Below are 22,611 nucleotides of genomic sequence, written 5' to 3' on the forward strand. Positions count from 1 at the left end.
AGGAAGAATATGAATATCAGTGCGATAGCCAAGGATCTGGTGCCCCTGCTCGGGGGCAAGGAGAACATCGTCAGCGCAGCCCACTGCGCCACCCGGCTGCGGCTGGTGCTGGCCGACGACAGCAAGGTGAACAAGGCCGCCATCGACAAGCTGGAGGGGGTCAAGGGGTGCTTTAGCAACGCGGGCCAAATTCAGGTGATCTTCGGCACCGGTCTGGTCAACAAGGTCTATGCGGAGTTTGTGACGCTGACCGGTACCGGCACCGCCAGCAAGGCGGAGCTGACCGACATGGCGGCGGCCAAGCTCAACGTGGCCCAGCGGTTGGCGCGAACCCTCTCCAACATCTTCGTGCCGATCATTCCGGCCATCGTCGCCTCGGGCTTGCTGATGGGGCTGCTTGGCATGGTGCGCACCTACGGTTGGGTCAATGCCGACAGCGCCCTGTTTGTGATGCTCGACATGTTCAGCTCGGCGGCCTTTATCATACTGCCGATCCTCATCGGCTTTACGGCAGCACGTGAGTTTGGTGGCAATCCGTACCTCGGGGCGACCCTTGGCGGCATCCTCACCCACCCGGCGTTGACCAACGCCTGGGGCGTGGCCGGTGGCTTCAAGACCATGGACTTCTTCGGGCTGGATGTGGCGATGATCGGCTATCAGGGCACCGTCTTCCCGGTGCTCTTGGCGGTCTGGTTTATGTCCCATCTGGAGAAACAGCTGCGCAAGCGCATTCCGGACGCGCTGGATCTGATCCTCACGCCGTTTCTCACCGTCATCATCACCGGTTTCGTGGCGCTGCTCTTTATCGGCCCGGCGGGTCGGGTGTTGGGGGATGGCATCTCGTTCGGTCTGAGTGCCCTCTATGAGCAGGCGGGCTGGTTGGCGGGGCTGGTGTTTGGCGGCACTTACTCGCTTATCGTCATCACCGGCATCCATCACAGCTTCCACGCCATCGAGGCGGGGCTGCTGGCGAATCCGCAAATTGGCGTCAACTTCCTGCTGCCCATCTGGGCCATGGCCAACGTGGCACAGGGTGGGGCTTGCCTCGCGGTCTACTTCAAGACTCGTGATGTGAAGATCAAGGCCATTACCGTGCCGGCTGCCATGTCCTGCCTGCTGGGTATCACGGAAGCGGCCATCTTTGGCGTCAACCTGCGCTACATCAAACCCTTCCTCGCCGGTCTGTTTGGCGGGGCCTGCGGCGGCGCCTACGTGGTGGCGGCCAAGGTGGGGATGACGGCGGTGGGGCTGACCGGTATTCCCGGCATGGCCATCGTCCAGCCTATGAGCCTTATTCACTACATCATCGGGCTGGTGATCGCCTTTGGTGCCGCCTTCGCCGCATCCTACCTGCTCAAGTACAAGGTGGAGTGATGAAGGAAAGCGATCTTCTCAACCAGATTGTCCGGTCGCTGCTGGCCGGACAGCTCAAGGCGGCGGCCGATCCCCATCGGCCCTGCTGGCATCTGGCAGCCCCGGTGGGGCTGCTTAACGATCCCAACGGCTTTATCGAGCACGATGGGCGTTACCACCTTTTCTACCAGTGGAATCCGCTTGGCTGCGAGCACCGCAACAAGGGCTGGGGCCATGTCACCTCCACCGATCTGCTGCACTGGCACCACGAGCCGGTGGCGCTGTTGCCCACCGAAGCCTATGAGAGCCACGGCTGCTATTCGGGCTCTGCGGTGAGCGACGAGCAGGGGCGCCTGACCCTCATCTACACCGGCAATGTCAAATACCCGGATGGCGGCCGCACCGCCTATCAGTGTCTGGCCCGCGCCGACGGTGAGGCCGGTTTTGCCAAGCTGGGGCCTGTGCTGGATCTGCCTGAAGGCTACAGCGGCCATGTGCGCGACCCCAAGGTGTGGCACGACGGCCAGCAGTGGCTGATGGTACTGGGGGCTCGCACTCTGGATGACAAGGGGGAAGTGCTGCTCTATCGCGGCGAGACCCTGCAAAGCTGGCAGCGGGTGGGCCCCATCGCCGGTAGCGGGCGCGGGGGGCTGGGCGAGTTTGGCTATATGTGGGAGTGCCCTGATCTCTTCCCGCTAGGTGAGTGCCATGTGCTGATCAGCTGCCCGCAGGGGATTGCCCCGGCAGGCGAGGATTATCGCAACCTCTACCAGTGCGGCTGGCTGGCGGGCGATTTTGACGGCGAGCGCTTCGAGCACGGGGCTTTCCACGAGCTGGATCGGGGCTTCGAGTTCTATGCGCCGCAAACTACCCGAGACAGTCAGGGGCGCCGCCTCTTGTTTGGTTGGCTGGGGCTGCCGGAGGAGAACGAGATGAGCCAGCCTACGATCGCTCACGGCTGGATCCACCAGATGAGCTGCCCGCGGGAGCTGTTTTGGCAGGATGAGTGGCTCTGCCAGCGGCCTGTGGCGGAGCTCGCGGCATTGAAGGGAGAGTTGACCCGTTTCGAGGGGACGCTTAGCGAGTTTCCGGGGCTGGCCATCGACTCGGCCTGGCTCGATCTGGATCTCTGCGGTGAGGGGAGTCTCTGGTTCGGCGCCGTGGCCGAGCTGGTGTGGCAGCCGGGGCGCCTCATCTTGCGGCGCCAGAACTGGCAGAGCGGAGCGTGGGAGACCCGCAGCAGCCCATGGGCTGGCGGGCGGATCACCGTGCTGTGCGATCGCTCCAGTCTGGAGTGTTTCATCGATGAGGGTCGTCACAGCCTGTCGGCGCGCTACTTCCCCGGGGAAAAGCCGCAACTATCATCAGGTAACGGCGATGATGGCTGCAAAATTTGCCTCAATCACTGGCCGCTGTCAGCGTGCCTAGTACAATAGCCCGGTTCTAGTCAGCCGGGAGGCCAGGTGGAGAAGAAGAAACGGATCACGATTGCCCAGATCGCCGAACTGGCGGGGGTGTCCAAGGCGACCGCCAGTCTGGTGCTCAACGGGAAGAGTGCGGAGTACCGGATTGCCGACGATACCCGCAAGCGTATTCAGGCGGTGGCGGAGGAGTGTCACTACCTGCCGAGCTTTCACGCCCGCTCCCTGCGCGAGACCCGCAGCTACACCTGGGGGCTGGTGATCCCCGATCTCACCAACTTCGGTTTTGCCCGCATCGCCCGTGCCCTCGAGACCCACTGCCGGGAGGCGGGCATCCAGTTGCTGATCGCCTGCTCCGAAGATGATCCCGCCCTCGAGCAGCGGGTGGTGGATAACCTGATCAGCCGTCAGGTGGATGGGCTGATTGTCGCCTCCAGTGTCCACAGTGATGACATCTATGCCCGTATCCACGATCGTCTGCCGGTAGTGCAGCTCGACCGCCATATCGGCGAGTCGCGCCTGCCCATGGTGATTTCGGATGCCTGCAAGGCCACCGCAGAACTGGTGCGGGACATGGCCAGCGAGTGCGGCGAGGAGATCTACTACTTCGGCGGCCTGCTGGATCTCTCCCCCAGCCGTCACCGGCTGGCGGGCTATGAGCTGGGGCTCCATCGCGCCGGTTTTGAAGCCGATGCAGCCCGGGTACGCCATCGTGACTATCAGCCGAGCTCCGGTTATCAGCTGATGGCCGAGCTGGTGGCCGAGCTGGGAGCGCCCCCCAAGGGGCTCTTTACCGCCTCCTTTACCCTGCTGGAAGGGGTGCTACGTTACCTCAACGAGGCGGGGTTGATGGAGACGGGGATGCGGCTGTGTACCTTCGATGATCACGACCTGCTCGACTGCATTCCTATGCGCATCGACTCGGTTGCGCAGGATTGTCCGGCGCTGGCCCACGCCGCTTTCGAGCTGATGCAGCAACTGATTGCGGGTAATCCCCCTGCGCAGACTGCCCAGGTGATCGCCCCCAAGGTGCGCTGGCGCAGTCGTCGCTAGCCACTCTTCGCTCATCCATATGAGAAAGCCCCGCCATTGCTGGCGGGGCTTTTTGCCGTTGGTTGATGGAGCCATTCCTCTGACCGACAACTCAATCCGTGGTGCTGGCGCGCCAGAATATCTGCTTGATATGGGGATGAATGCCGAGTTTCACCATCAGGGCGTCGAGCTCATCACCATCGATGGAGGTAGCCAGCAGCACTGCCGAGATCTCCAGATCCCTCTCGCCAAATGGCTCGATGTCGAGCTCGCTCATGGGATAGTTGGCCTGCTCCAGCATCTCTTCGAGCCAGTGCAGCACCTCCTTTTGATGCTCACGGGGGGTCAGGGCAGTCACCTTGTAGGTGACTTCTGTGTCCAGATTGTCTACCGGGCGACGGTTGATCTGATTGACCAGCGGTCTCAGCAGGGTGTTGGCGGCCAGCACGAACAGGGCACCCAGAATTGCCTCCATGGCGAGCCCGGCGCCACAGGCGGCGCCGACCGCTGCCACGCCCCACAGGGTGGCGGCGGTGTTGATGCCGCGGATATTGCCCGACTCGCGCATGATGACGCCGGCGCCGAGAAAGCCGATGCCGGAGACAATATAGGCCACCACATGGACCACGTTGTAGTTGCCGCCGTGCAGGTCATAGATTCGCTGGGCTAGGCTGACGAACAGGGCTGCTCCCACTGCGACCAGCACGTTGGTGCGCAGGCCCGCGGTACGTTGGCGGTACTGGCGCTCCAGCCCGACCAGACTGCCGAGCACAAAGGCGAGCAGCAGGCTGGCCAGAGTGTCGAGCAGTGAGAGCATGTCTAGTTGTTGCCACATCTTCATGGCGTACTCCTTCTTATGAAAGCTGGCTTGGCACAATCCATGATGAAACGCCGGGTGGCGGATGGATCAGAGGGGGATTGAGCGGATGGCCAGCAGAAAAACGCAGCGTCCCGGGTTTAGCTTCCGGGGCGCGAGCATCATCAGATGCCCTGACGCTCGGAGAGGACGCAACAAGTGGGGCCAGCGTGGCTGGCCCCTTGAACGGTCGTTAGTGCAGCAGGATGCGCGTCAGTTGAGTTCGGGAGTCGTGTCGATGCGCGGACGCAGCTCCCAGCGCACCGGATGCGCTACTCCGACCTGATGAACAAACTGCACCAGATAGCGGCGCTGGGGTGGAGTGCAGTGCACATTGAGCACCAGCTCTCGCCCGCCGCCGCGACCCGGTTTCATCGATTGCATCGGTTGCAGTCCGGCCGGTTGCAGGGTGTGGCTCACCATATCCAGCACTTGCTCCATATCGGCGCGATCCTCGCAGCGGATCTGCAGCCTATAGTGGTGCTGGCGCGGTTTGCCGCCCAGCCAGCGTGGCAACATGCCGCGCCCCAGCTTGCTCAGCAGGGGGTGAGCCCGGGGTGCAACAGAACCTGTTGCGACCGCGCGATCCGCAGCCGGTTTGATTGAGATAAAACGCATAGCAGCCTCCTTGTGGGAAGCAGAAACTATGCAGGCAAGGTGTCATGGCAAAGCCAGACCACCTGACGTCAAGTGTAAAAAGGGAGAAGAGGGGAGTGGATTTCCGCTTCTCGCAGGGTTGCGAGCATACGGCAGAGAAAGACCTGCGGCTAGCTCGCGACCTTGGTACCGACGATGAGGGTCGGTCTACAACTGTCACTTGATGAGTTGCCCACTGATGGTCTCCGCTGTGTTAAGAACGGCAAAATGGTACTCATCCAGAGCGGTGAGGTAAAGCCTTATCGACCTTCCAGCAACATTTAGATACAAGTTTGTCAATAATGGGGCCGACTGGCTACCTCCATAAGCATCAGGGAGCGACGATAGCCATCGCCGCGCGATGACGCCCCGCTAGCAGGACCGCCCCTGTCTTGCGCGACCTGTTACTTCAGCCCCAGGCGCTTGAGGAGCATGGCGGCCGGGCAGAAACCGGTGAATGCGCTCTGGATCAGGTTGACCCCGACAAAGGCACTCAACCAGACAAAGCCCGGATGAACCCAGGTGGTAAGGATCAGCGAGAGCAGCAACATGCAACCCGCGACGATTCTGACTCCGTTATCTACTGTCATGGTCTTTCTCCTTATCTACTTTAGATATTGCTAATTTAGTGTTGTTTTATACAATAGAACAAATATCAGCAATTGCTAATTTACTCTTATGAGCCAATTCGACGAGATGAACAGACATGCGACAGCCGCCGCCTCCCTGCTCAAGGCGTTGGCTCATCCCGAACGCCTGATGGTGCTCTGCCAGCTGGTGGAGGGGGAGAAGGGGGTCGGGGAGCTGCTGGCCCATAGCCAACTCGGGCAGTCGGCCTTCTCCCAGCAACTTTCGGTATTGAAGCGCTACGGCCTTATCCGTTCGCGCAAGGTCTCCCAGCAGATCTACTACTCGCTGGTGAGCGAGGCGGCCGCCGATGTGCTGGGGGCGCTGCAAACCCATTTTTGTCACTCAGAAAATAAGGAATCTTGATGATGGAAAGCCAATGGCTGCTCTCTTTGGGCGGTGGCATGCTGGCGGGGCTGTCGGCCCTGATCCTGATGTTGTTCAACGGCCGGGTGGCCGGGATCAGCGGCATTCTGGCCGGTGCGCTGCAACACCGAGCACCGTGGCGGGTGCTGTTTCTGCTGGGGCTGGGGGCGGGCGCCTGGTTGGCGCTGACTCTGGGTTGGGCCACCATGCCCGCATTCACCACCTTGCCCGGCTGGCCTGTAGTGCTGCTGGCCGGTCTGCTGGTCGGCATCGGTACCCGTCTTGGCAATGGCTGCACCAGCGGCCACGGCATCTGTGGCATGGGGCGGCTCTCCCTGCGCTCCATCGTCGCCACCCTGACCTTTATGGCGGCTGGCTTTATCACCGTCTTCGTCACTCATCATCTGCTGTAAGGGGCTGATTGCCATGAAGTTGCTGACAAGTTTGTTTGCGGGTGTGTTGTTCGGACTGGGGATGGCCATCTCCGGCATGATGGATCCCGCCCGGGTCACCGGTTTTCTCGATCTGACCGGGGCCTGGGATCCCAGCCTTGCCTTCGTGATGGGGGGCGCTCTGCTGGTCTTTATGCCGGGTTATTTTCTGCTGGTGAAACCCCGTCGCCAGAGTGTGCTGGGGGAGCCCATCGCAGCCGTACCAGCCCCTCGGCTGGAGCGCAGGCTGATCGGCGGGGCCGCGCTGTTTGGCATCGGCTGGGGATTGGTGGGTATCTGCCCGGGGCCTGCTCTGAGTCTCATTTCCAGCGGGCAGCCCATGATAATGTTGTTTATAGCGGCCATGGTTGCCGGGATCTTGCTGTTTGACAGAGGGCTGGCCAGGGTGCTGACCAAGGCGCCAGCTCGGGGAAAGGGTAAGGTGCGCCAGTCCCATACCGGCTGATCCCGTGAAGTGACTGATGATGCCAGGGAAGGAGAGTAATGATGGAAAAGATCCGGTTGCTGGGGATCACCTTGTTGGTGATGACATCGCAGGCCATGACATCCCCCCGGGCCCTTGCCGCAGACGGGGAGCCTATTGCCCCACTGACAGTGCCCCCGTTGACAGTGGCGCCACAGGCGGTGACCGACTGGCTGACGCTGGATGGCACTGTCAGTGCCATCAATCAGGGGACGGTGGCGGCCCAGACCAGCGGCCGGGTCTCCCGCATGCTGGTGGATGTGAACGATCAGGTGCAGGCGGGGCAACCGCTGCTGGAGATCAGCGGCAAAGAGCAGTTTGCCGCCGTCACGGGGGCCGAGGCGCGGCTGGCGCGGGCGCAGGCTCAGCAAGTGGAAGCCGAGCGCCAGCTCGCCCGCTTTCAGGCGCTGATTGCCAAGGGGGTGATCACCCGCGCCCAGCTCGATAATGCCCAGGCGACGGATCGCGCCGCCCGCGCCGAGGTGAACGCTGCCGATGCGGCTCTCACTCAAGCCCGCGAGGCCTACGGTTATACCCGCATTCTGGCTCCCTATGCAGGGGTAGTGACCAAACGGCTGGTAGAGCTGGGGGAGACTGTCGCCCCCGGTACCCCGCTGCTCTCCGGCTTCTCTCTCGACACCTTGCGGGTGGAGGTGGAGTTGCCCCAATCCGCCCTGACGCTGGCTCGTGAGCCTGCGGATGTGCAGGTGCTGCTGCCGGATGGCAAGTCTGTTACCCCGGTCAAATTGACCCGCTTTAACTATGCCGACAGCCAGAGCCACGCCTTCAGGTTGCGCCTCGACTTGCCGCCGCAAACCGCCGGGGTATTGCCCGGCATGTGGCTCAAGGTGCAGCTCAAGCAGGGTGAGCGTCAGGTGTTGCAGGTGCCGGATCGCGCCCTGCTGCGGCAAGGGGAATTCAATGGCGTCTATCTGCAGCAGCCCGCTGGCTGGGCCCTGACGCCGGTGCGGGTCGGCCATTGCTTTGAAGGGCAGTGCGAGATCCTGGCCGGGCTGCAAGCCGGTGACAAGCTGGCTCCCGATGCCTGGGCGCAGCAGCAGGAGGTGGCCCATGAGTAGCGAGCTGAACGGCAACAAGGAGAGGCTGGGGCCTGCCGGTCGGCTGGCTGCGCTGTTTCAGGGCTCGGCCATCACGCCGCTGCTGGCGCTGGTGGGGCTGTTGCTCGGTCTGTTTGCAGTGCTGGTGACCCCCAAGGAGGAGGAGCCGCAGATCGATGTCACCTTCGCCGATGTCTATATTCCCTTCCCGGGAGCCAGCCCGGCTGAAGTGGCCTCTCTCGTCACCACCCCTGCCGAGCAGGTGGTCTCCCAGATAAAGGGCATTGATACCCTCTACTCTTTTTCCCAACCCGATGGCGCCCTGCTGGTGGTGGTGTTCAAGGTGGGGGTGAGCCGCGAGCAGGCCATCGTCGATCTCAACAACCAGCTCGACTCCAACCGCGACTGGTTGCCACAGGGGATCGGGGTCGGTCAGCCACTGGTGAAACCGAGGGGGATCGACGATGTCCCCATCGTCAGTTTGACCTTATGGAGCAAAGAGTGGAGCAAAGAGGGGAGCAAGCAACTGGGGGCACCCGAGCTGACCCGGGTCGCCCATGAGTTGGAGACCGAACTCAAGCGCATTCCCGGTACCCGCGATATTTACACGCTGGGCAGCCAGAGTGCCGTGTTGCGGGTGATGCCGGATCCGGCGGCCCTCAGTGCCCACGGCATCAGCTGGGGCGAGCTGAGCCAGCGACTTGCGGCCGCCAATCAGGTGGGCACGACACAGGCTATCGAGCAGAACAACAGTGAGATTAAGGTGCAGGTGGGGCAGTTTCTGCAAAGCGAGCAGGAGGCCCGCGAGCTGGTAGTGGGGCTGCACGACGGCAAGCCGGTCTATCTGGGGGAGGTGGCCAAGGTCTCTCTGGGTCAGGAGACTCCGACCAAACGCAGCTGGATGGGGATGGGGCAGGCCAGTTATCCGGCGGTGACCCTGGCCATCGGCAAGCAGCCGGGCCAGAACGCGGTCGATGTGGCCAAGCGGGTGGAGGCGCGGGTCGAAAGTTTGCAGAACCGGCTTATTCCTGCCGGGGTCGAGGTGACGGTGACCCGGGACTACGGCGTCACCGCCGAGACCAAATCCAACACCCTGATAGGCAAGCTGATTTTTGCCACCACAGCGGTGGTGCTGCTGGTGCTGGTGAGCATGGGTTGGCGCGAGGCGTTGGTAGTTGGCGTTGCCATCGTCATCACTCTGGCACTGACCCTGTTTGCCAGCTGGGCCTGGGGCTTTACCCTCAACCGGGTGTCGCTGTTTGCGCTGATCTTCTCCATCGGCATTCTGGTGGATGACGCCATAGTCGTGGTGGAGAACATCCACCGCCATCGCGGTTTGGGCAAGGGGGCGCTCAAGGATCTGATTCCGGGGGCGGTGGACGAGGTGGGAGGGCCGACCATACTGGCGACCCTGACCGTCATTGCGGCCCTGCTGCCGATGGCCTTTGTCAGTGGCCTGATGGGCCCCTACATGAGCCCCATCCCCATCAATGCCAGTATGGGGATGCTTATCTCCCTGCTGGTGGCCTTTATCTTCTCACCCTGGCTGGCGAGCCATTTGCTCAAGGATTCGGTGCACGGTGCCCACGGCGAGGCCAAGGCGGGTCTTTTTCACCGGCTGATGACTCCTTTCCTGATCGGTGATGGCGCCAAGCGCGCCAGACGCAAACTCTGGCTGGTGGTGTTGCTGCTGGTCGGGGCCGCCACCGCCATGCCGGTGGTGCAGTGGGTGGTGCTCAAGATGCTCCCCTTTGACAACAAGTCGGAATTTCAGCTGGTGCTCGATATGCCGGAGGGGGCGACCCTGGAGCAGACCGAGCGCACCCTGCTGGCGGTCGGGCGGGAGCTTGCCAAGGTGGAAGAGGTGAAGGATTACCAGATCTATGCCGGCACCGCCGCCCCCATCAATTTCAACGGCCTGGTTCGTCACTACTTTATCCGCAGCGGCGCCAACGTGGGGGATATTCAGGTCAATCTGGTGGACAAGCATGAGCGGGATCGCAGCAGCCACCAGATTGCCCAGTCGGTTCGGGAGCCGCTGCAGGCCATCGCCAGTGCGGCAGGGGGCAACCTGAAAGTCGTTGAGGTGCCCCCCGGCCCGCCGGTCTGGTCCCCCATCGTTGCCGAAATCTATGGCCCGACTCAGGCCGCCCGCGAAGCGGCCGCTCGCGCTGTACAGGCCCGTTTTGTGGCCACGGCGGATCTGGTGGATGTGGATATCTATCTGACCGACCCGCAGCCCAAGTGGCGGCTGGTGGTGGATCGCAGCAAGGCGGCCCTGCTCGGGGTCGATCTCGGCGACCTGGTGAACACCCTCAATGGCGGGGTGGGTTATCAGGATGCCAGCTGGCTGCAGGGTCACGGCGCCAAGTATCCGGTGTCGATCCGCATCGAACTGGCCCCCGGTGACAAACGGGATCTGGCGGGTGTGCTGGCCCTCAAGGTGCGCAGCCAGAGCGGTCAGCTGGTGCGGGTCTCCGAGCTGGTGAGTCGCCGTGATGAGGTGGCCCCCAGCTATATCATGCACAAGAACATGCAGCCCATGGTGATGGTGGTGGCCGACATGGGTGGCCACACCGACAGCCCGCTCTACGGCATGTTTGCCGTCGGTGCCGATATCGACCTGCCCCAATATTACGTACAGCAGCCGGATAAACTGGGAGAGGTGGCGCTGTTGTGGGACGGTGAGTGGAAGATCACCTACGAGACCTTCCGCGACATGGGGCTAGCCTACGGGGTGGGGATGATCCTCATCTATCTGCTGGTGGTGGCCCAGTTCCACTCCTATCTGGTGCCACTCATCATCATGGCCCCGATTCCGCTCACCATCATAGGGGTGATGCCGGGCCACGCCCTGTTGGGGGCCCAGTTTACCGCTACCTCGATGATCGGGATGATCGCCTTGGCCGGGATCATCGTACGCAACAGCATCCTGCTGGTGGACTTTATCGAGCAGCAGCGCAGCGCCGGAGTGGCGTTCGAGCAGGCGGTGATCGAAGCGGCGCAGGTGCGGGCCAAACCCATCATGCTGACGGCGCTGGCGGCGATGATCGGGGCTTTGTTTATCCTCGATGATCCCATCTTCAACGGACTGGCCATCAGCCTGATTTTCGGGATCCTGGTCTCCACTTTGCTCACCCTGGTGGTGATACCCTTGCTCTATTATGCCCTGCTCTCCCGACGCTCATGACGGGAGTCACTAGCGAAAGGATGCGCGATGAAGAGAGGTTGGTTGTGGTGGGGAAGTGGCGCCGTGCTAGCGGTGGCTGCGGCAGCATGGTGGTGGCGACCGCAGCCGACGCCGATCAGGCTGGCAGAGGTCGGGCGGGGGGATGTGCTGGTCACCGTGGTCAATACCCGGGCCGGCACCATCAAGTCGTGCCAGCGGGCCGGGCTCAGTCTGCCCGGTGGCGGCGTGGTGGAGCAGATCGCCGTTAAGGCCGGGGAGCGGGTAGCCCGGGGAGATCTGCTGCTGACCCTCTGGAGTGACGATATTCACGCCGATCTCGCCCGTGCCCGTGCCCAGCAGGCCCTTGGCAAGACCCAGCGCGAGGAGCGTTGCAGCGAGGCGGCCTACTACGAGCGGGAGGCCAATCGGCTGGCCACCTTGCTGGCCAAAAATCTCACCTCCCGCACCCTCGCCGAGCAGGCCCAGAATCTGGCCGATACCCGCCGCTATATCTGTCAGGCATCCCGTCAGCAGGAGCGGGTCGACGAGGCGCAGGTCGCCCAGGTGGAGGCCCGCTTGAGCGAGCGCCGCCTGCTGGCGCCGTTTGCCGGAGTGGTGGCGGAGGTCAACAGCAAGCTGGGTGAATATATGACCCCCTCACCGCCCGGAGTGGCCATGCCCCCGGTTATCGATCTTATCGACGATCGCTGTCTGTATGTCTCAGCCCCCATCGATGAGGTGGATGCTGCCCGCCTCAAGGTGGGCCAGTCTGCCCGGGTACTGCTCGACGCCATGCCCGGGCGCGATTTTGCCGCCACCGTCACCCGCATCGCCCCCTATGTGAAGGAGCTGGAGAAGCAGGCCCGCACAGTGGAGGTGGAGGCGGCGCTCACTGCCCTGCCCACCGATGTGCCCCTGCTTATTGGCTACAGCGCCGATCTTGAGGTCGAGGTGACCCGCGCCACCGATGTGCTGCGGGTAGCGGCCAGCAGCCGGGCCGACGATGGCAGTGTGCTGCGGCTGGAAGGGGATAAGCTGGTGCGGGTGGTGCCCCGCTGGGGCGTGGAGAACTGGAACTGGATTGAGGTGGCCGAGGGGCTCGCTACCGGTGATAGGCTGGCTGCCCAGCCCGGACAGATTGTCGGGGAGGGCCCTTTCAGCGCCGCCACGGAGCAGACGGATGAGTGATCTCATTCGCCTTGATGCCGTCAGCCGTCGTTTCACTCTGGGGGGGAGCGAAGTGGCCGCCCTCGATCGCGTTTCTCTGCGGGTTGCCGAGGGGGAGTATCTGGCGGTGATGGGCCCCTCGGGCTCCGGCAAATCGACCCTGCTCAATGTGTTGGGGCTGCTGGATCGGCCAGACGAGGGGCGCTACTGGCTGGGAGGGGAGGACACCGCCACTCTGTCAGAACCTGCGTTGGCCCAGCTGCGCGGTCATCGCATCGGCTTCGTGTTCCAGTCGTTTCACCTTATCTCCCGCCTCACCGCCCGTGAAAACGTCGAGCTGCCGCTGATGTTGTGCGGGATCGCCCCCGCCGAGCGCCATCGTCGCAGCCAGCAGTTGCTGGGGGAGCTGGGGCTGGAGAACCGGGCCGGACACCGCCCTGCCGAGCTTTCCGGTGGTCAGCGTCAGCGGGTAGCCATCGCCCGTGCCATGGCAATGGCGCCGCGGCTGATCCTGGCCGACGAGCCCACCGGCAATCTCGACTCCCGCTCCGGGGAGGAGGTGATTACCCTGCTGGAGGTGCTCAACCGGGAGCAGGGGATCACGCTGGTGGTGGTAACCCACGACCCGCGCCTCGGTGATCGGGCGGGCAGGCGGATCCTGATGAACGATGGCCGCATCAACATTGATAGCGGCGGTGGCTGAATGCGGCGCCCCGATGTGATCCGCTTTGCCGCCGTGGCCCTGCTGCGCCAGCGCTCACGGGCGCTGGTCTTGATCCTGGCGGTGAGTCTGAGCGTCACTTCCGTGCTGCTGCTCACCGCGCTGGGAGAGGGGGCGAGGCGCTATGTGGCCGACCAGTTCAGCTCCCTTGGCAAGGATCTGCTGGTGATGTTCCCGGGCCGCAAGGAGACCACCGGCGGGCTGCCGCCGGTCACCGGCAACAGTCTGCGGCAGATCACTCTCGATGATATGCACTACCTTGGCCAGCATCAGCCAAACGTGCGGCTGGTGCCGCTGGTGATGGGCTTTGCCGAGGCCAAGCAGGGGGCGCGGCTGCGCCAGACCATGCTGCTTGGCAGCAGCAACGGGCTGCGCGATACCCACGGGCTGGAGCTGCTCTCCGGCCGCTGGCTACCGGGGGATGCCGCAGAGGATCGCCCGGTCGTTCTGCTCGGGGCCAAGGTGGCCCGTGAGCTGTTCGGTCAGGCCGATCCGGTCGGCCAGTGGCTGCGTTTTGACAATCGCCGCTTTCGGGTGGTGGGGGTCTTCACCAGCCAGAGCAGCAATCTGGGGATGGACATGGCCGAAGCCGCGCTGATCCCGGTCGGTAGCGCCATGCGGCTGTTCAACACCGAGGGGCTGTTTCGGCTGCTGATCCAGCCGCTGGCGGGACAAGCAGTGCCCCCGCTGGTCAAGCGACTGGAGCAGCTGATGCAGGCGCGCCACGGGGTGCTCGATGTAACCGTGGTGCGCCGTGACGCCATGCTGGCCACCTTCTCCACCATTCTCTCGACCCTCACCCTGGCAGTTGCCGGCATCGGCGCCATCAGCCTGCTGGTCTCCGGCATCATGATGATGAATCTGGCGCTGATCAGCACCCGCCAGCGCACTGGCGAGATCGGTCTGCTCAAGGCGCTGGGGGCCGACAGTCGCCAGATCCGCCAGCTGTTTTTGTGGGAGGCGCTGTTGCTGAGCGGCAGTGGCGCGCTGTTTGGCACTGTGTTGGGCTATTCCCTGGTTGCCCTCGCCGGAGTGATTTGGCCTGGATTTCCGGCGGCAGTCCCTCTGCTCGCTACTTTCTGCACCATACCGGCGGCCCTGCTGACCGGGCTGTTATTTAGCTGGCTGCCCGCCTCCCGGGCGGCACGGCAAGATCCGGTCAGCAGCCTGCGCAGCGGGCAATGGAGCGGTGGCTGATGCGCGCCGCCGATCTGCTGTTCTGGCTTTGGCGCGCCTTGCTGGCGGGGCGCAGCCGCAGTCTGCTGTCGGCGCTCGGCATCGCCATCGGGATCGCCTCGGTGACCCTGCTCACCGGCATCGGCGAGGGGCTCAGGCTCTATCTGCTCGACAGCTTCTCCCAATTTGGCACCCGGCTGATCGCCGTGACCCCGGGCAAGACCGAAACCGCCGGCGGCCCGCCCGGCATCCTCTCCAGCAGTCGCCCCCTGCTGCTGGAGGATGCCGATGCCCTCGCCAGATTGGCAGGGGTAGAGGCGGCGCTCCCTGTGGTGCAGGGGCAAGGGGAGGTGCGCAGCCGCGGGCTCACCCGCAGCACCGCCATTCTGGGCACCGGCCCGGCGGCGCTCTCCGGCTGGCGACTCACCCTGGTGCAGGGGCGTTTTCTGCCCGCGGACGACAGTGCCATGCCCCGCGCCTATGCGGTGCTGGGTGCCAAGGTGGCGGCGGAGCTGTTTCCCGGGGGCGATGCGCCGGGCAGTCTGCTGCGCGCCGGTGATCGCCGTTTTCGGGTGGCTGGGGTGCTGGCCCCCAAAGGGCAATTTCTCGGCTTTGATCTGGACGACATGATCTATCTGCCCGCCGCCCACGCTCAGGCGCTGTTCAACAAGGAGGGGCTGCAGGAGATCGACGTCATCTATCGCGCCGGACAGACGGAGGCCGAGATCACTGCCCAGATTAGGCGGGTGCTGATCGCCCGCCACGGCGCCGAGGATTTCACCCTCACCTCCCAGCAGGATATGCTGACCAGCCTCGACAAGATCCTCTCTATCATCAAGCTGGCGGTTGGCGGGCTCGGCATTATCTCGCTGCTGATCGGGGCGGTCGGCATCTTCAGCATCATGAGCATCGCCCAGCAGGAGCGGATCCCCGAGGTGGGTTTGCTGATGGCGCTGGGTTGCCCACGGCGGCGCATTCTATTGTTGTTCCTGCTCGAAGCCGTGGTGTTGGCGCTGCTGGGCGGGGCCATGGGGTTGGCACTGCTCGGGGGGCTCAAGCTGCTGCTCACCCTGCTGGCGGCCGGCTTGCCGCTCACCCTCCATCCTCTCTATCTGCTGCTGGCGCTCGGTTGCAGCGCCCTGGTTGGCCTGCTGGCCGGGGTCGCTCCTGCGCTGCGGGCAGTGCGTCTCGACCCAGTAGTTGCCCTGCGCGGTGACTAGGTCGCCCCTTTCGCAAGAGGTGCGTTACGCTCGGGTCTGAACAGGGGGACTAGGCGACCACCTCCGCAACCGGCACGCTGCGCTCAGATCTGAACAGAGGGAAGTAGCGGCGATCCGCCTGACTCATGTGTCCGACCACCAGCTCCTGAATGATGAAGTTGAGCAGCTCGTCGTTGCCCAGCGTCCCCGCTTTGGCGGCGAGGAGCAACTGGCTTGCCTTGTTGAGCAGGCGCAGGTGATCCTGACGGTGACTGGCGAGTTCCCGATAGTCGATCTCCACCAGCATCTGCTCTTCAAAAGCGAAGTGATGGCGGGCCATCTCTAACAGTCTCTCAAGACTATCCAAAAACGGAGCAGGGTTGTCGTGCTGAGCTTTCATCCGCTCCAGCAGCCGATTGGTCAGCACGAACAGCTGACGATGCTCGGCATCGATACGCGGGTGACCGCATTCGTGGCCGGGTTGCCACAGCAGGGCACCCTGTTCCGGATCAAGGCCCGGGGTAAAGAGGCAGACCCGGCCGCGGCCGCGATGCTTCGCCTGATACATAGCCTGATCGGCGTGGTGCATCAGGGTTTTGGCATCCTCCCCGTGCTCGGGATAGAGCGCCAGCCCGATACTGCTGGAGATAAGCAGCTTCTGCTCCTCCAGTTGGAATGGATGGCGCAACTGCTGGTGTAGCTTGTCGGCCACCGCCAGCACTTCGTCGCCAGTCTCCGGCAGCAAGATAACGAACTCGTCGCCCCCCAGCCGTGCCACCAGGTCCTGTTTGCGCACGCAGTGGCTCATCCGCTCGGCCACCAGATTGAGCAAGATATCCCCGGTTTCATGGCCGAAGGTATCGTTTATCGGCTTGAAGTGATCGAGATCGATAAACATCACAGCCAATGGACGAGGCGTCTCCTGCTCCAGTAGCTCCTTGAGTCGTTGTTGCAGCAAGCGGCGATTGGGTAGGCCAGTGAGGGAGTCATAGAAGGCGAGGCGGCGCATCATCTCCTCCCGCGCCGCCCGCTCGGTGATATCCCGGGTGACCCCGAGGATCGCCTCCGGTTGGGTCTTGTGGTTACCATGAAGGGTAGTAATGGTCTCGGTCGCTACCAGATGGCCGTCCTTGTGGCGCAACTGGGTGCGAATGACCCGGCGGGTCTGGTCATGCTCTCCCCGTAACCATGCCTCCAGGGTGGCAGAGATCTCTTCGCGCAGCAGTTGTCTTGAAGCATCCGGCAGCAGCTGTTTGAGGGGCAGGGCAAACAGTTCGGGGGCCTCGTAGCCGCTCAGGGAGGCGATGGCCGGACTGATATAGCGAAAGCGCAAGCTGGCGGCATCCATGGTCCAGATCACATCGGCGCTGTTCTCCGCTACGAAGCGGTAGTGTTGCTCACTCTGGGCTAGCTCGCGGGTTAGCCGTTGGCGATCCAGCGCCTCCTGACGCAGGCGCAGGTAGAGGTGCAAGAAGATGCCGAGCAGGGTCATCAGGGTAAAGGTGATAAGCATGGCCACCGCCACGCTCTTGTCGAGCAGTTGCCGTTGCTGGCGCAGCCGCTCCTGCGTGGGGTCGTAGATAAAGCGGTCGAGGTTTGGCAATACCGTGAGCATGCCTGCCTCCAGATAGGTTTTGGCGATCTGCTGCCAGCGCTCCTGTTGCATATACCCGGGTTCGATAAGGTCCGGTTGCATCAATTCTCTGGTTTCGCGGGCCTCGAACTCAAGCTGTTCACGACTTGCAGCGTTGGGATACAGCGCCATGATCAGGTTGATCATCTCTTCGGGGTGTTCCATTGCATAGCGCCACCCCTTGAGGCTGGCCTGCTGGAAGGCGTATACCCGATCCTGTCGGGTGATCAGCTCCCGCTCGGAGGTAAACAGGTTGTCGCCGTAGAAGTCAAAGTCGATGGTGCGCGGACTGAAGACCCGATAGGGGATCCCTTTTTGTTGCAGATAGAAGGGCTCGGTAGTGCTGTAGGCACTGATGGCATCCACCTTGCCCGCCAGCAGTGCTTGTATCCCCTCTTTGTAGGGGAGGGTGACCCAGTCGCGGCTGCGGGTCTGGTGGGAAAGGTAGGTCAGCAGCTCGTTGGAGCCTGGCTCCAGCATCAGTCGCTTGTTGGCCAGATCGGCCGGGTTGCGAATATCTGGCCGATCCCGCGTGAGCAGAACCAGAGGCGAGTGCTGCAGCAGTGCGGCGAGCACCACTACCGGACGACCGGCAGCCCGATCCAGCAGCAGATCACTGCCGCTGATGCCAAAATGGGCCTTTCCCGAGATCACCTCGCTGACCACATCGGTGCGGGAATCCGCTTCGCGCAGGGTCACTTGCAGACCGGCCTCCCGATAAAACCCCTTGGCGATGGCCGCATAGTAACCAGCAAACTGGAACTGGTGTTGCCATGGCAACTGGACGATGACTTGCTCCCGGGCTCGCACGGGGATTGAAGTCAGAGTGGCGATAACCATACCGACCAGCATTGGCAGAAACCAGCTGAGGTGCTGGCGAGGGGCTTCGTTCTCCGTCATACAATGTTTCTCTCGGGAGCTGTGTCCAGGGTCTGTTGATGTCTCTGCACTAGCCACACAGCCCGCAGGGCCGGGGCTGTGGTGTCGCGCATTGCCGTGATTGGCGCGATTATCGGGTGAACTCCACTTTTGGGGAGCGATCAACCTTACCTCTCGTTCCTCGCTGCGCGTTAGAACGGACCATGGTCGCGGTCGTGGTGAAACAGCAGCAGATTCTAAGCTGGACTCAAGCACTTCTTTGTAACCTGCAAGGGGAGAACAAGTCTCTGCAACGAGGCATCGGTGGGTTGGGTAGTCATTTTGTTGTCATTCATCACACTGGATATATACATGCTGTTTCTCGCAAGCCAGGTGATTAATAAGAGATCCATATGGCTTATCTCTGTGGTCGCATTCTAGCCATTTTCTCCCGTTTTTATTGTTTCGATTGCGGCTTAACCGCGATTCCTCGGTGGTTGCACGTCAGGCTGTGTCGTTATATCAATAGATACTTTTATGGGGCGGTCAGGTGTAACGCAAATGTGTCACACCTGCTGCGCATCGGTTAATGCGTAACGGGCCAGTGATGGGACCCCGTCAGTGTTATCATGCTGCTCCCTGTTCCGGATAAGGTCTTTTTATGTCCCGCTTGCGTCTGCTTGTCTCCGACTCTCACGATCCCCTGTTCAATCTGGCCGTCGAGGAGTGCATCTTCCGCCAGATGGACCCCGGCCAGCGGGTGCTGTTCCTCTGGCGCAATGCCAATACCGTGGTGATTGGCCGTGCCCAGAACCCGTGGAAGGAGTGCAATACCCGCCGCATGGAAGAGGACGGGGTGACCCTGGCGCGTCGCAGCAGCGGTGGCGGCGCTGTGTTCCACGACCTTGGCAACAGCTGCTTCACCTTCATGGCGGGCAAGCCGGAGTATGACAAGAGCGTCTCCACCGCCATCGTGCTGGACGGGCTCAAGCGATTGGGGATCGAGGCGTTTGCCTCCGGTCGCAACGATCTGCTGGTGGCCACCCCGGACGGGGAGCGCAAGGTATCGGGGTCGGCCTATCGGGAGACTCTGGATCGCGGGTTCCACCACGGCACCCTGCTGCTGGATGCCGATCTCGGCCGCCTTGCCAACTACCTCAACCCCGACCCCAAGAAGCTGGCGGCCAAGGGGATCACCTCGGTGCGCAGCCGGGTGGCCAATCTGTGCGAACTGCAGCCGGGGATCGACCATCGACAGATGAGCGAGGCGCTGCAGGAGGCCTTCTTCCACCATTACGGCGCGCGAGTTGAGCCCGAGCATATCTCCCCGGAGCAGATGCCGGATCTGCCGGGCTTTGCCGAGACCTTCGCCCGTCAGCGCAGCTGGGAGTGGAACTATGGCCATGCCCCGGCCTTCAGCCATCTGCTGGAGGAGCGGTTCAGCTGGGGCGGGGTGGAGCTGCACTTTGATGTGGAGAAGGGGGGCATCACCCGGGCGCAACTCTTTAGCGATACTCTGGAGCCGGCCCCGTTTGATCTGCTGGCGGCCGAACTGGCGGGTTGCGGCTATCGACCGGACGCTGTCGCCGCGCGCCTGCAGCCCTGGCTGGCGGCCTTCCCGCAGCAGCAGAGTGAGCTGACGGAGTTTGCCGAGTGGCTGTTGGCCTCCCTGCGTTGAGTGCTGCGCTGATGATGGTCTGGTACTGAGGGCGCTGTCAGCCAGGATGGGAGCAAGATCACGAAATATAAAGAGGCGCCTCAAAGGCGCCTTTTTGCCAGCCCTTGTGATGGCTGATACATGACAAAAAGTAGGGTAGGCCATTAGATATTGTCACTGTTGGCCCCGCTGGTACAGGGGTATAACGGCCGCACATTTGCTGTACTAATGGTATAAAAATGAGTGACTTAGTTTATCTGCAAGACGAAAGCGTCAATGCCGTCCACCCCGATTTCTCCGCCCGTTTCGCCACCGTCAAAGCCAACTTTTTCTCGCGCAATCCCGATCTCTGGCCCGTTTTTCGCGAACCCGGATTTGCCACCCTCAACGAATTTCGGGCTCGTGGCTTGGCGCCGGATGCCCGCCTGAACGCCTGGCCTGATGGCCGTGCCCGCCTGGCCGATCTCTGCGAGACCATGCCGGTGCCCGCCACCATGCGCACCCCGGGCGAGCCGATGGCCGAGCTGTTGTTTGCCGCCGCGCTGTCGAAGGATTGGGAGAACCCCTCCAGCGTCGAGAACGTCATCACCATGTCAGCGGATCCCGCCATTTACGGTGCCCAGCTGGGCATTCTGGCCAACCCCAATCTGGTCTACTCCGAATACGCCGGGGTCGCCGAGGAGCTGGAGAAGAAGGTAGTGCGCCAGATTGCGCTGCTGGCAGGCTATGACCCCGAGCGGGCTACCGGCATCTTCACCCAGGGGGGGACCTTCTGTAACCTCTATGGCTACCTGCTCGGCATTCGCAAAAGCCTGCCCGAGGCCAAGCACAAGGGGCTCGGCCACTATCAGGATTACCGCATCATCAACTCCCAGGGCGGCCACTACTCCAACATCACCAACCTCTCCCTGCTCGGGGTCGACATCGAGAACAAGACCATCCGCATTCAGGTGGGGGAGAACAACGACATCGATCTCGACCACCTAGAACGCACCCTGACCGCCTGTTTTGCCCTGAAACACGTGGTGCCCACCATCATGCTCACCATGGGCACTACCGACACTTTCGGGGTGGATCAGGTGAAACCCGTGTTCGAGCTGCGCAATCGCCTCTGCGAGCAGTTCGAGGTGGCAGTCAAACCGCACATCCACGTCGATGCAGCTATCGGCTGGTCGATGATCTTCTTCCTGGGTTACGACTTTGCCGCCAACCCGCTCGCCATCAACAGCGCCACTCTGGCGGGGATCGAGCGCAACGTGGCACGCTTTGCCGAGCTGAAATATGCCGACTCCTTTACCGTCGACTTCCAGAAGTGGGGCTATGTGCCCTACACCTCCAGTCTGGTGATGATCAAGGAGCAGGATGACCTCAAGGCGATGGAGAATGACCCGGAGAACTTCTCCTACTTCGAGCGGGACATTCAGGGCCAGACCCACCTGCAATCCACCATCGAGTGCTCCCGCGGCGCGAGCGGTCTGTTCGGTGCCTATGCGGCGCTCAACTACATGGGGGTCGAGGGATATCGCACCGTGCTGGCCCACTGCCTGCAAAATGCCAACTACTTCCGCTATCGCCTGAGTCAGCTTGGCAACGTCAAGCTGGTGGCGCAGGAGAATCAGGGGCCGAGTGTCGGCTTCAAGATCTACAACTCCGAGTGGGTGAGCGATCCGGAGGCCGAGTTCGCTTTCGAGCTGGCCCGCTCCGGCGATCCTGCCTACAAGGCGCGCTTGCAGCGCAACACCGACTATCACCGCAGCCTGTTCAAGGGGCGCGGCAAGGTGGGGCTCTACACCAACTGGGTGGAGGCGGTGGCCCATTCCGACTATGACGCCCGTGGCAAGTACTCCTACATCGCCGGGGAGAAGGCGGTCTTTATGAATCCTGCCTGCACTCGCGAGCAGATCGACGCCTTTATCGACCATATTCGCGGTTGATGGCACTCTTCCTGACCACCGATAGTGGCCAGGGTGGTTAGGAACCTCGCCAACAGATAAACAAAGGGCAAGCCGGTTGGCTTGCCCTTCTGTTTTCACGACTGAATGCGAAAGCGGTGGAAAAGGCCGGGTTCAGAGGGCCAGCAGTTGCTCGTTCTCGACAATCTCGCACCCGGCGGGCAGTTTCGAGAGGGCGATCATGGCGCGAGCCACCTGACTGGCCTCGATGGCGCGCCAGCGGGCGAGCTTGCCCACCAGCAGCGGCCGAAACAGCGGGTAGATGGTCTGAAAGATCTGCTCGGAGAGGCGCGGTGGCTGGCGATCTCCGAGCAGCATGGCGGGCCGCACGATGGCGAGCCGTGGCCAGGATTGGGCCAGCAGGGCCTGCTCCATCTCCCCCTTGGTACGCGGATAGAGAGCCGGGGACGATGCACTGGCCCCTATGCTTGAGACCACGATGAGCCGTTGACAACCGTGGCGGCGGGCCAGCTCGGCAAAGGCGACCACATAGTCGAGATCGACCCGACGAAACGCCTCGGCAGAGCCCGCTTCCTTGCGGGTGGTACCGAGGGCACAGAAGGCGATATCCACCGAGCGGGAGAGGGTGACGCTGGCCAGATCATCAAAATCGACCGGCAGCCAGTGGTGCGCCTTCTTGCCCGGCTTGCGACAGAGCAGGGTCAGTTCATGTTCGGCAGGCAGTTGCTGCACCAGTTCGCGACCGATCAGGCCGCTGGCTCCGGCAATCAGGATCCGGCTCATGGGGATTCTCCCTGTGTCATTCGATGGTGTTGATGCCATGGTGGCTGCTCATCAGCATCAGGCAATTTGCG

Annotated in this window: 19 protein-coding genes; 14 read left to right on the forward strand and 5 right to left on the reverse strand. The window is 62.6% G+C overall.

Going from position 1 to position 22,611, the window contains the following annotated elements:
* Positions 1-9: 9 nt before the first annotated feature.
* The 3 genes from G5171_RS17190 to G5171_RS17200 are packed head-to-tail and all read left to right on the forward strand — an operon-like array spanning position 10 to position 3,827.
* Positions 10-1,374, forward strand: a complete 1,365-nt coding sequence (locus tag G5171_RS17190; RefSeq protein WP_005359249.1) for a sucrose-specific PTS transporter subunit IIBC — start codon at positions 10-12, stop codon at positions 1,372-1,374.
* Positions 1,374-2,789, forward strand: a complete 1,416-nt coding sequence (locus G5171_RS17195; RefSeq protein ID WP_421251132.1) for a glycoside hydrolase family 32 protein — start codon at positions 1,374-1,376, stop codon at positions 2,787-2,789. Before G5171_RS17190 ends, G5171_RS17195 begins: the two co-directional genes overlap by 1 nt.
* A gap of 27 nt (positions 2,790-2,816) precedes the next feature.
* Positions 2,817-3,827, forward strand: a complete 1,011-nt coding sequence (locus G5171_RS17200) for a substrate-binding domain-containing protein (protein WP_421260482.1) — start codon at positions 2,817-2,819, stop codon at positions 3,825-3,827.
* Between the two features lie 91 nt (positions 3,828-3,918).
* On the opposite strand, the gene G5171_RS17205 is transcribed toward G5171_RS17200, so the two are convergent.
* From G5171_RS17205 to G5171_RS17215, 3 genes are all read right to left on the reverse strand, one after another.
* Positions 3,919-4,647: an MgtC/SapB family protein gene (locus tag G5171_RS17205; RefSeq protein ID WP_201990472.1), complete on the reverse strand. Its 729-nt coding sequence runs from the start codon at positions 4,645-4,647 to the stop codon at positions 3,919-3,921.
* 228 nt (positions 4,648-4,875) lie between these two features.
* The gene (locus tag G5171_RS17210) at positions 4,876-5,280 is read right to left on the reverse strand and encodes a hypothetical protein (protein ID WP_421251130.1); all 405 of its coding nucleotides are present in this window, start codon (positions 5,278-5,280) and stop codon (positions 4,876-4,878) included.
* Positions 5,281-5,702: 422 nt separating this feature from the next.
* On the reverse strand, positions 5,703-5,888 hold the full coding sequence (locus tag G5171_RS17215) for a YgaP family membrane protein (RefSeq protein WP_201990468.1): 186 nt from the start codon (positions 5,886-5,888) through the stop codon (positions 5,703-5,705).
* An 88-nt stretch (positions 5,889-5,976) separates the two neighbouring features.
* On the opposite strand from G5171_RS17215, the gene G5171_RS17220 reads away from it, so the two are divergent.
* From G5171_RS17220 to G5171_RS17260, 9 genes are read left to right on the forward strand one after another with little or no spacing between them, the layout of a single operon-like run.
* Positions 5,977-6,291, forward strand: coding sequence for an ArsR/SmtB family transcription factor (locus G5171_RS17220; protein WP_005338008.1), 315 nt, complete (start codon positions 5,977-5,979; stop codon positions 6,289-6,291).
* Positions 6,291-6,704 (forward strand): YeeE/YedE family protein, encoded by a 414-nt coding sequence (locus G5171_RS17225; protein ID WP_064338373.1) that lies wholly within the window; start codon positions 6,291-6,293, stop codon positions 6,702-6,704. Before G5171_RS17220 ends, G5171_RS17225 begins: the two co-directional genes overlap by 1 nt.
* A gap of 13 nt (positions 6,705-6,717) precedes the next feature.
* On the forward strand, positions 6,718-7,188 hold the full coding sequence (locus G5171_RS17230) for a DUF6691 family protein (protein WP_421260483.1): 471 nt from the start codon (positions 6,718-6,720) through the stop codon (positions 7,186-7,188).
* Between the two features lie 41 nt (positions 7,189-7,229).
* Complete coding sequence (locus G5171_RS17235; protein WP_421260510.1) at positions 7,230-8,285, forward strand: efflux RND transporter periplasmic adaptor subunit; 1,056 nt, start codon at positions 7,230-7,232, stop codon at positions 8,283-8,285.
* Complete coding sequence (locus tag G5171_RS17240) at positions 8,278-11,454, forward strand: efflux RND transporter permease subunit (RefSeq protein ID WP_421260484.1); 3,177 nt, start codon at positions 8,278-8,280, stop codon at positions 11,452-11,454. The genes G5171_RS17235 and G5171_RS17240 overlap by 8 nt, the downstream gene beginning before the upstream one ends.
* A gap of 27 nt (positions 11,455-11,481) precedes the next feature.
* Entirely contained in the window at positions 11,482-12,621 is a 1,140-nt protein-coding gene (locus G5171_RS17245; protein ID WP_421260485.1) for an efflux RND transporter periplasmic adaptor subunit, read from the forward strand.
* Entirely contained in the window at positions 12,614-13,303 is a 690-nt protein-coding gene (locus tag G5171_RS17250) for an ABC transporter ATP-binding protein (protein ID WP_421260486.1), read from the forward strand. The genes G5171_RS17245 and G5171_RS17250 overlap by 8 nt, the downstream gene beginning before the upstream one ends.
* Positions 13,304-14,518 carry an ABC transporter permease gene (locus G5171_RS17255; RefSeq protein WP_421260487.1) on the forward strand — a complete coding sequence of 405 codons (1,215 nt, stop codon included), beginning with the start codon at positions 13,304-13,306 and terminating at the stop codon, positions 14,516-14,518.
* Entirely contained in the window at positions 14,518-15,717 is a 1,200-nt protein-coding gene (locus tag G5171_RS17260; RefSeq protein ID WP_111901241.1) for an ABC transporter permease, read from the forward strand. Before G5171_RS17255 ends, G5171_RS17260 begins: the two co-directional genes overlap by 1 nt.
* 49 nt (positions 15,718-15,766) lie before the next feature.
* Here G5171_RS17260 and G5171_RS17265 read toward each other — a convergent pair whose 3' ends face one another.
* Positions 15,767-18,229, reverse strand: coding sequence for a diguanylate cyclase domain-containing protein (locus tag G5171_RS17265; protein WP_421251125.1), 2,463 nt, complete (start codon positions 18,227-18,229; stop codon positions 15,767-15,769).
* Between the two features lie 619 nt (positions 18,230-18,848).
* Between G5171_RS17265 and G5171_RS17270 the strand changes: the two genes are divergently transcribed.
* Positions 18,849-19,865 carry a lipoate--protein ligase A gene (locus G5171_RS17270; RefSeq protein WP_421260488.1) on the forward strand — a complete coding sequence of 339 codons (1,017 nt, stop codon included), beginning with the start codon at positions 18,849-18,851 and terminating at the stop codon, positions 19,863-19,865.
* Between the two features lie 218 nt (positions 19,866-20,083).
* A complete protein-coding gene (locus tag G5171_RS17275; protein ID WP_118854054.1) occupies positions 20,084-21,778 on the forward strand; it encodes a pyridoxal phosphate-dependent decarboxylase family protein in 1,695 nt (564 codons plus the stop codon).
* Between the two features lie 132 nt (positions 21,779-21,910).
* Here G5171_RS17275 and G5171_RS17280 read toward each other — a convergent pair whose 3' ends face one another.
* Complete coding sequence (locus tag G5171_RS17280) at positions 21,911-22,540, reverse strand: NAD(P)H-binding protein (RefSeq protein WP_421260489.1); 630 nt, start codon at positions 22,538-22,540, stop codon at positions 21,911-21,913.
* Positions 22,541-22,611 lie beyond the last annotated feature (71 nt).

The sequence above is a fragment of the Aeromonas sp. 600774 genome (genome assembly GCF_049175075.1).
GTDB classification, from domain to species: domain Bacteria; phylum Pseudomonadota; class Gammaproteobacteria; order Enterobacterales; family Aeromonadaceae; genus Aeromonas; species Aeromonas veronii_A.

Bases quoted from the DNA above. Each gene is read 5' to 3' on its own strand.
- G5171_RS17190 (WP_005359249.1), top strand. From the start codon at position 10: ATGAATATCAGTGCGATAGCCAAGGATCTGGTGCCCCTGCTCGGGGGC.
- G5171_RS17195 (WP_421251132.1), top strand. From the start codon at position 1,374: ATGAAGGAAAGCGATCTTCTCAACCAGATTGTCCGGTCGCTGCTGGCC.
- G5171_RS17205 (WP_201990472.1), bottom strand. From the start codon at position 4,647: ATGAAGATGTGGCAACAACTAGACATGCTCTCACTGCTCGACACTCTG.
- G5171_RS17210 (WP_421251130.1), bottom strand. From the start codon at position 5,280: ATGCGTTTTATCTCAATCAAACCGGCTGCGGATCGCGCGGTCGCAACA.
- G5171_RS17215 (WP_201990468.1), bottom strand. From the start codon at position 5,888: ATGACAGTAGATAACGGAGTCAGAATCGTCGCGGGTTGCATGTTGCTG.
- G5171_RS17220 (WP_005338008.1), top strand. From the start codon at position 5,977: ATGAGCCAATTCGACGAGATGAACAGACATGCGACAGCCGCCGCCTCC.
- G5171_RS17225 (WP_064338373.1), top strand. From the start codon at position 6,291: ATGATGGAAAGCCAATGGCTGCTCTCTTTGGGCGGTGGCATGCTGGCG.
- G5171_RS17230 (WP_421260483.1), top strand. From the start codon at position 6,718: ATGAAGTTGCTGACAAGTTTGTTTGCGGGTGTGTTGTTCGGACTGGGG.
- G5171_RS17235 (WP_421260510.1), top strand. From the start codon at position 7,230: ATGGAAAAGATCCGGTTGCTGGGGATCACCTTGTTGGTGATGACATCG.
- G5171_RS17240 (WP_421260484.1), top strand. From the start codon at position 8,278: ATGAGTAGCGAGCTGAACGGCAACAAGGAGAGGCTGGGGCCTGCCGGT.
- G5171_RS17245 (WP_421260485.1), top strand. From the start codon at position 11,482: ATGAAGAGAGGTTGGTTGTGGTGGGGAAGTGGCGCCGTGCTAGCGGTG.
- G5171_RS17250 (WP_421260486.1), top strand. From the start codon at position 12,614: ATGAGTGATCTCATTCGCCTTGATGCCGTCAGCCGTCGTTTCACTCTG.
- G5171_RS17255 (WP_421260487.1), top strand. From the start codon at position 13,304: ATGCGGCGCCCCGATGTGATCCGCTTTGCCGCCGTGGCCCTGCTGCGC.
- G5171_RS17260 (WP_111901241.1), top strand. From the start codon at position 14,518: ATGCGCGCCGCCGATCTGCTGTTCTGGCTTTGGCGCGCCTTGCTGGCG.
- G5171_RS17265 (WP_421251125.1), bottom strand. From the start codon at position 18,229: ATGACGGAGAACGAAGCCCCTCGCCAGCACCTCAGCTGGTTTCTGCCA.
- G5171_RS17270 (WP_421260488.1), top strand. From the start codon at position 18,849: ATGTCCCGCTTGCGTCTGCTTGTCTCCGACTCTCACGATCCCCTGTTC.
- G5171_RS17275 (WP_118854054.1), top strand. From the start codon at position 20,084: ATGAGTGACTTAGTTTATCTGCAAGACGAAAGCGTCAATGCCGTCCAC.
- G5171_RS17280 (WP_421260489.1), bottom strand. From the start codon at position 22,540: ATGAGCCGGATCCTGATTGCCGGAGCCAGCGGCCTGATCGGTCGCGAA.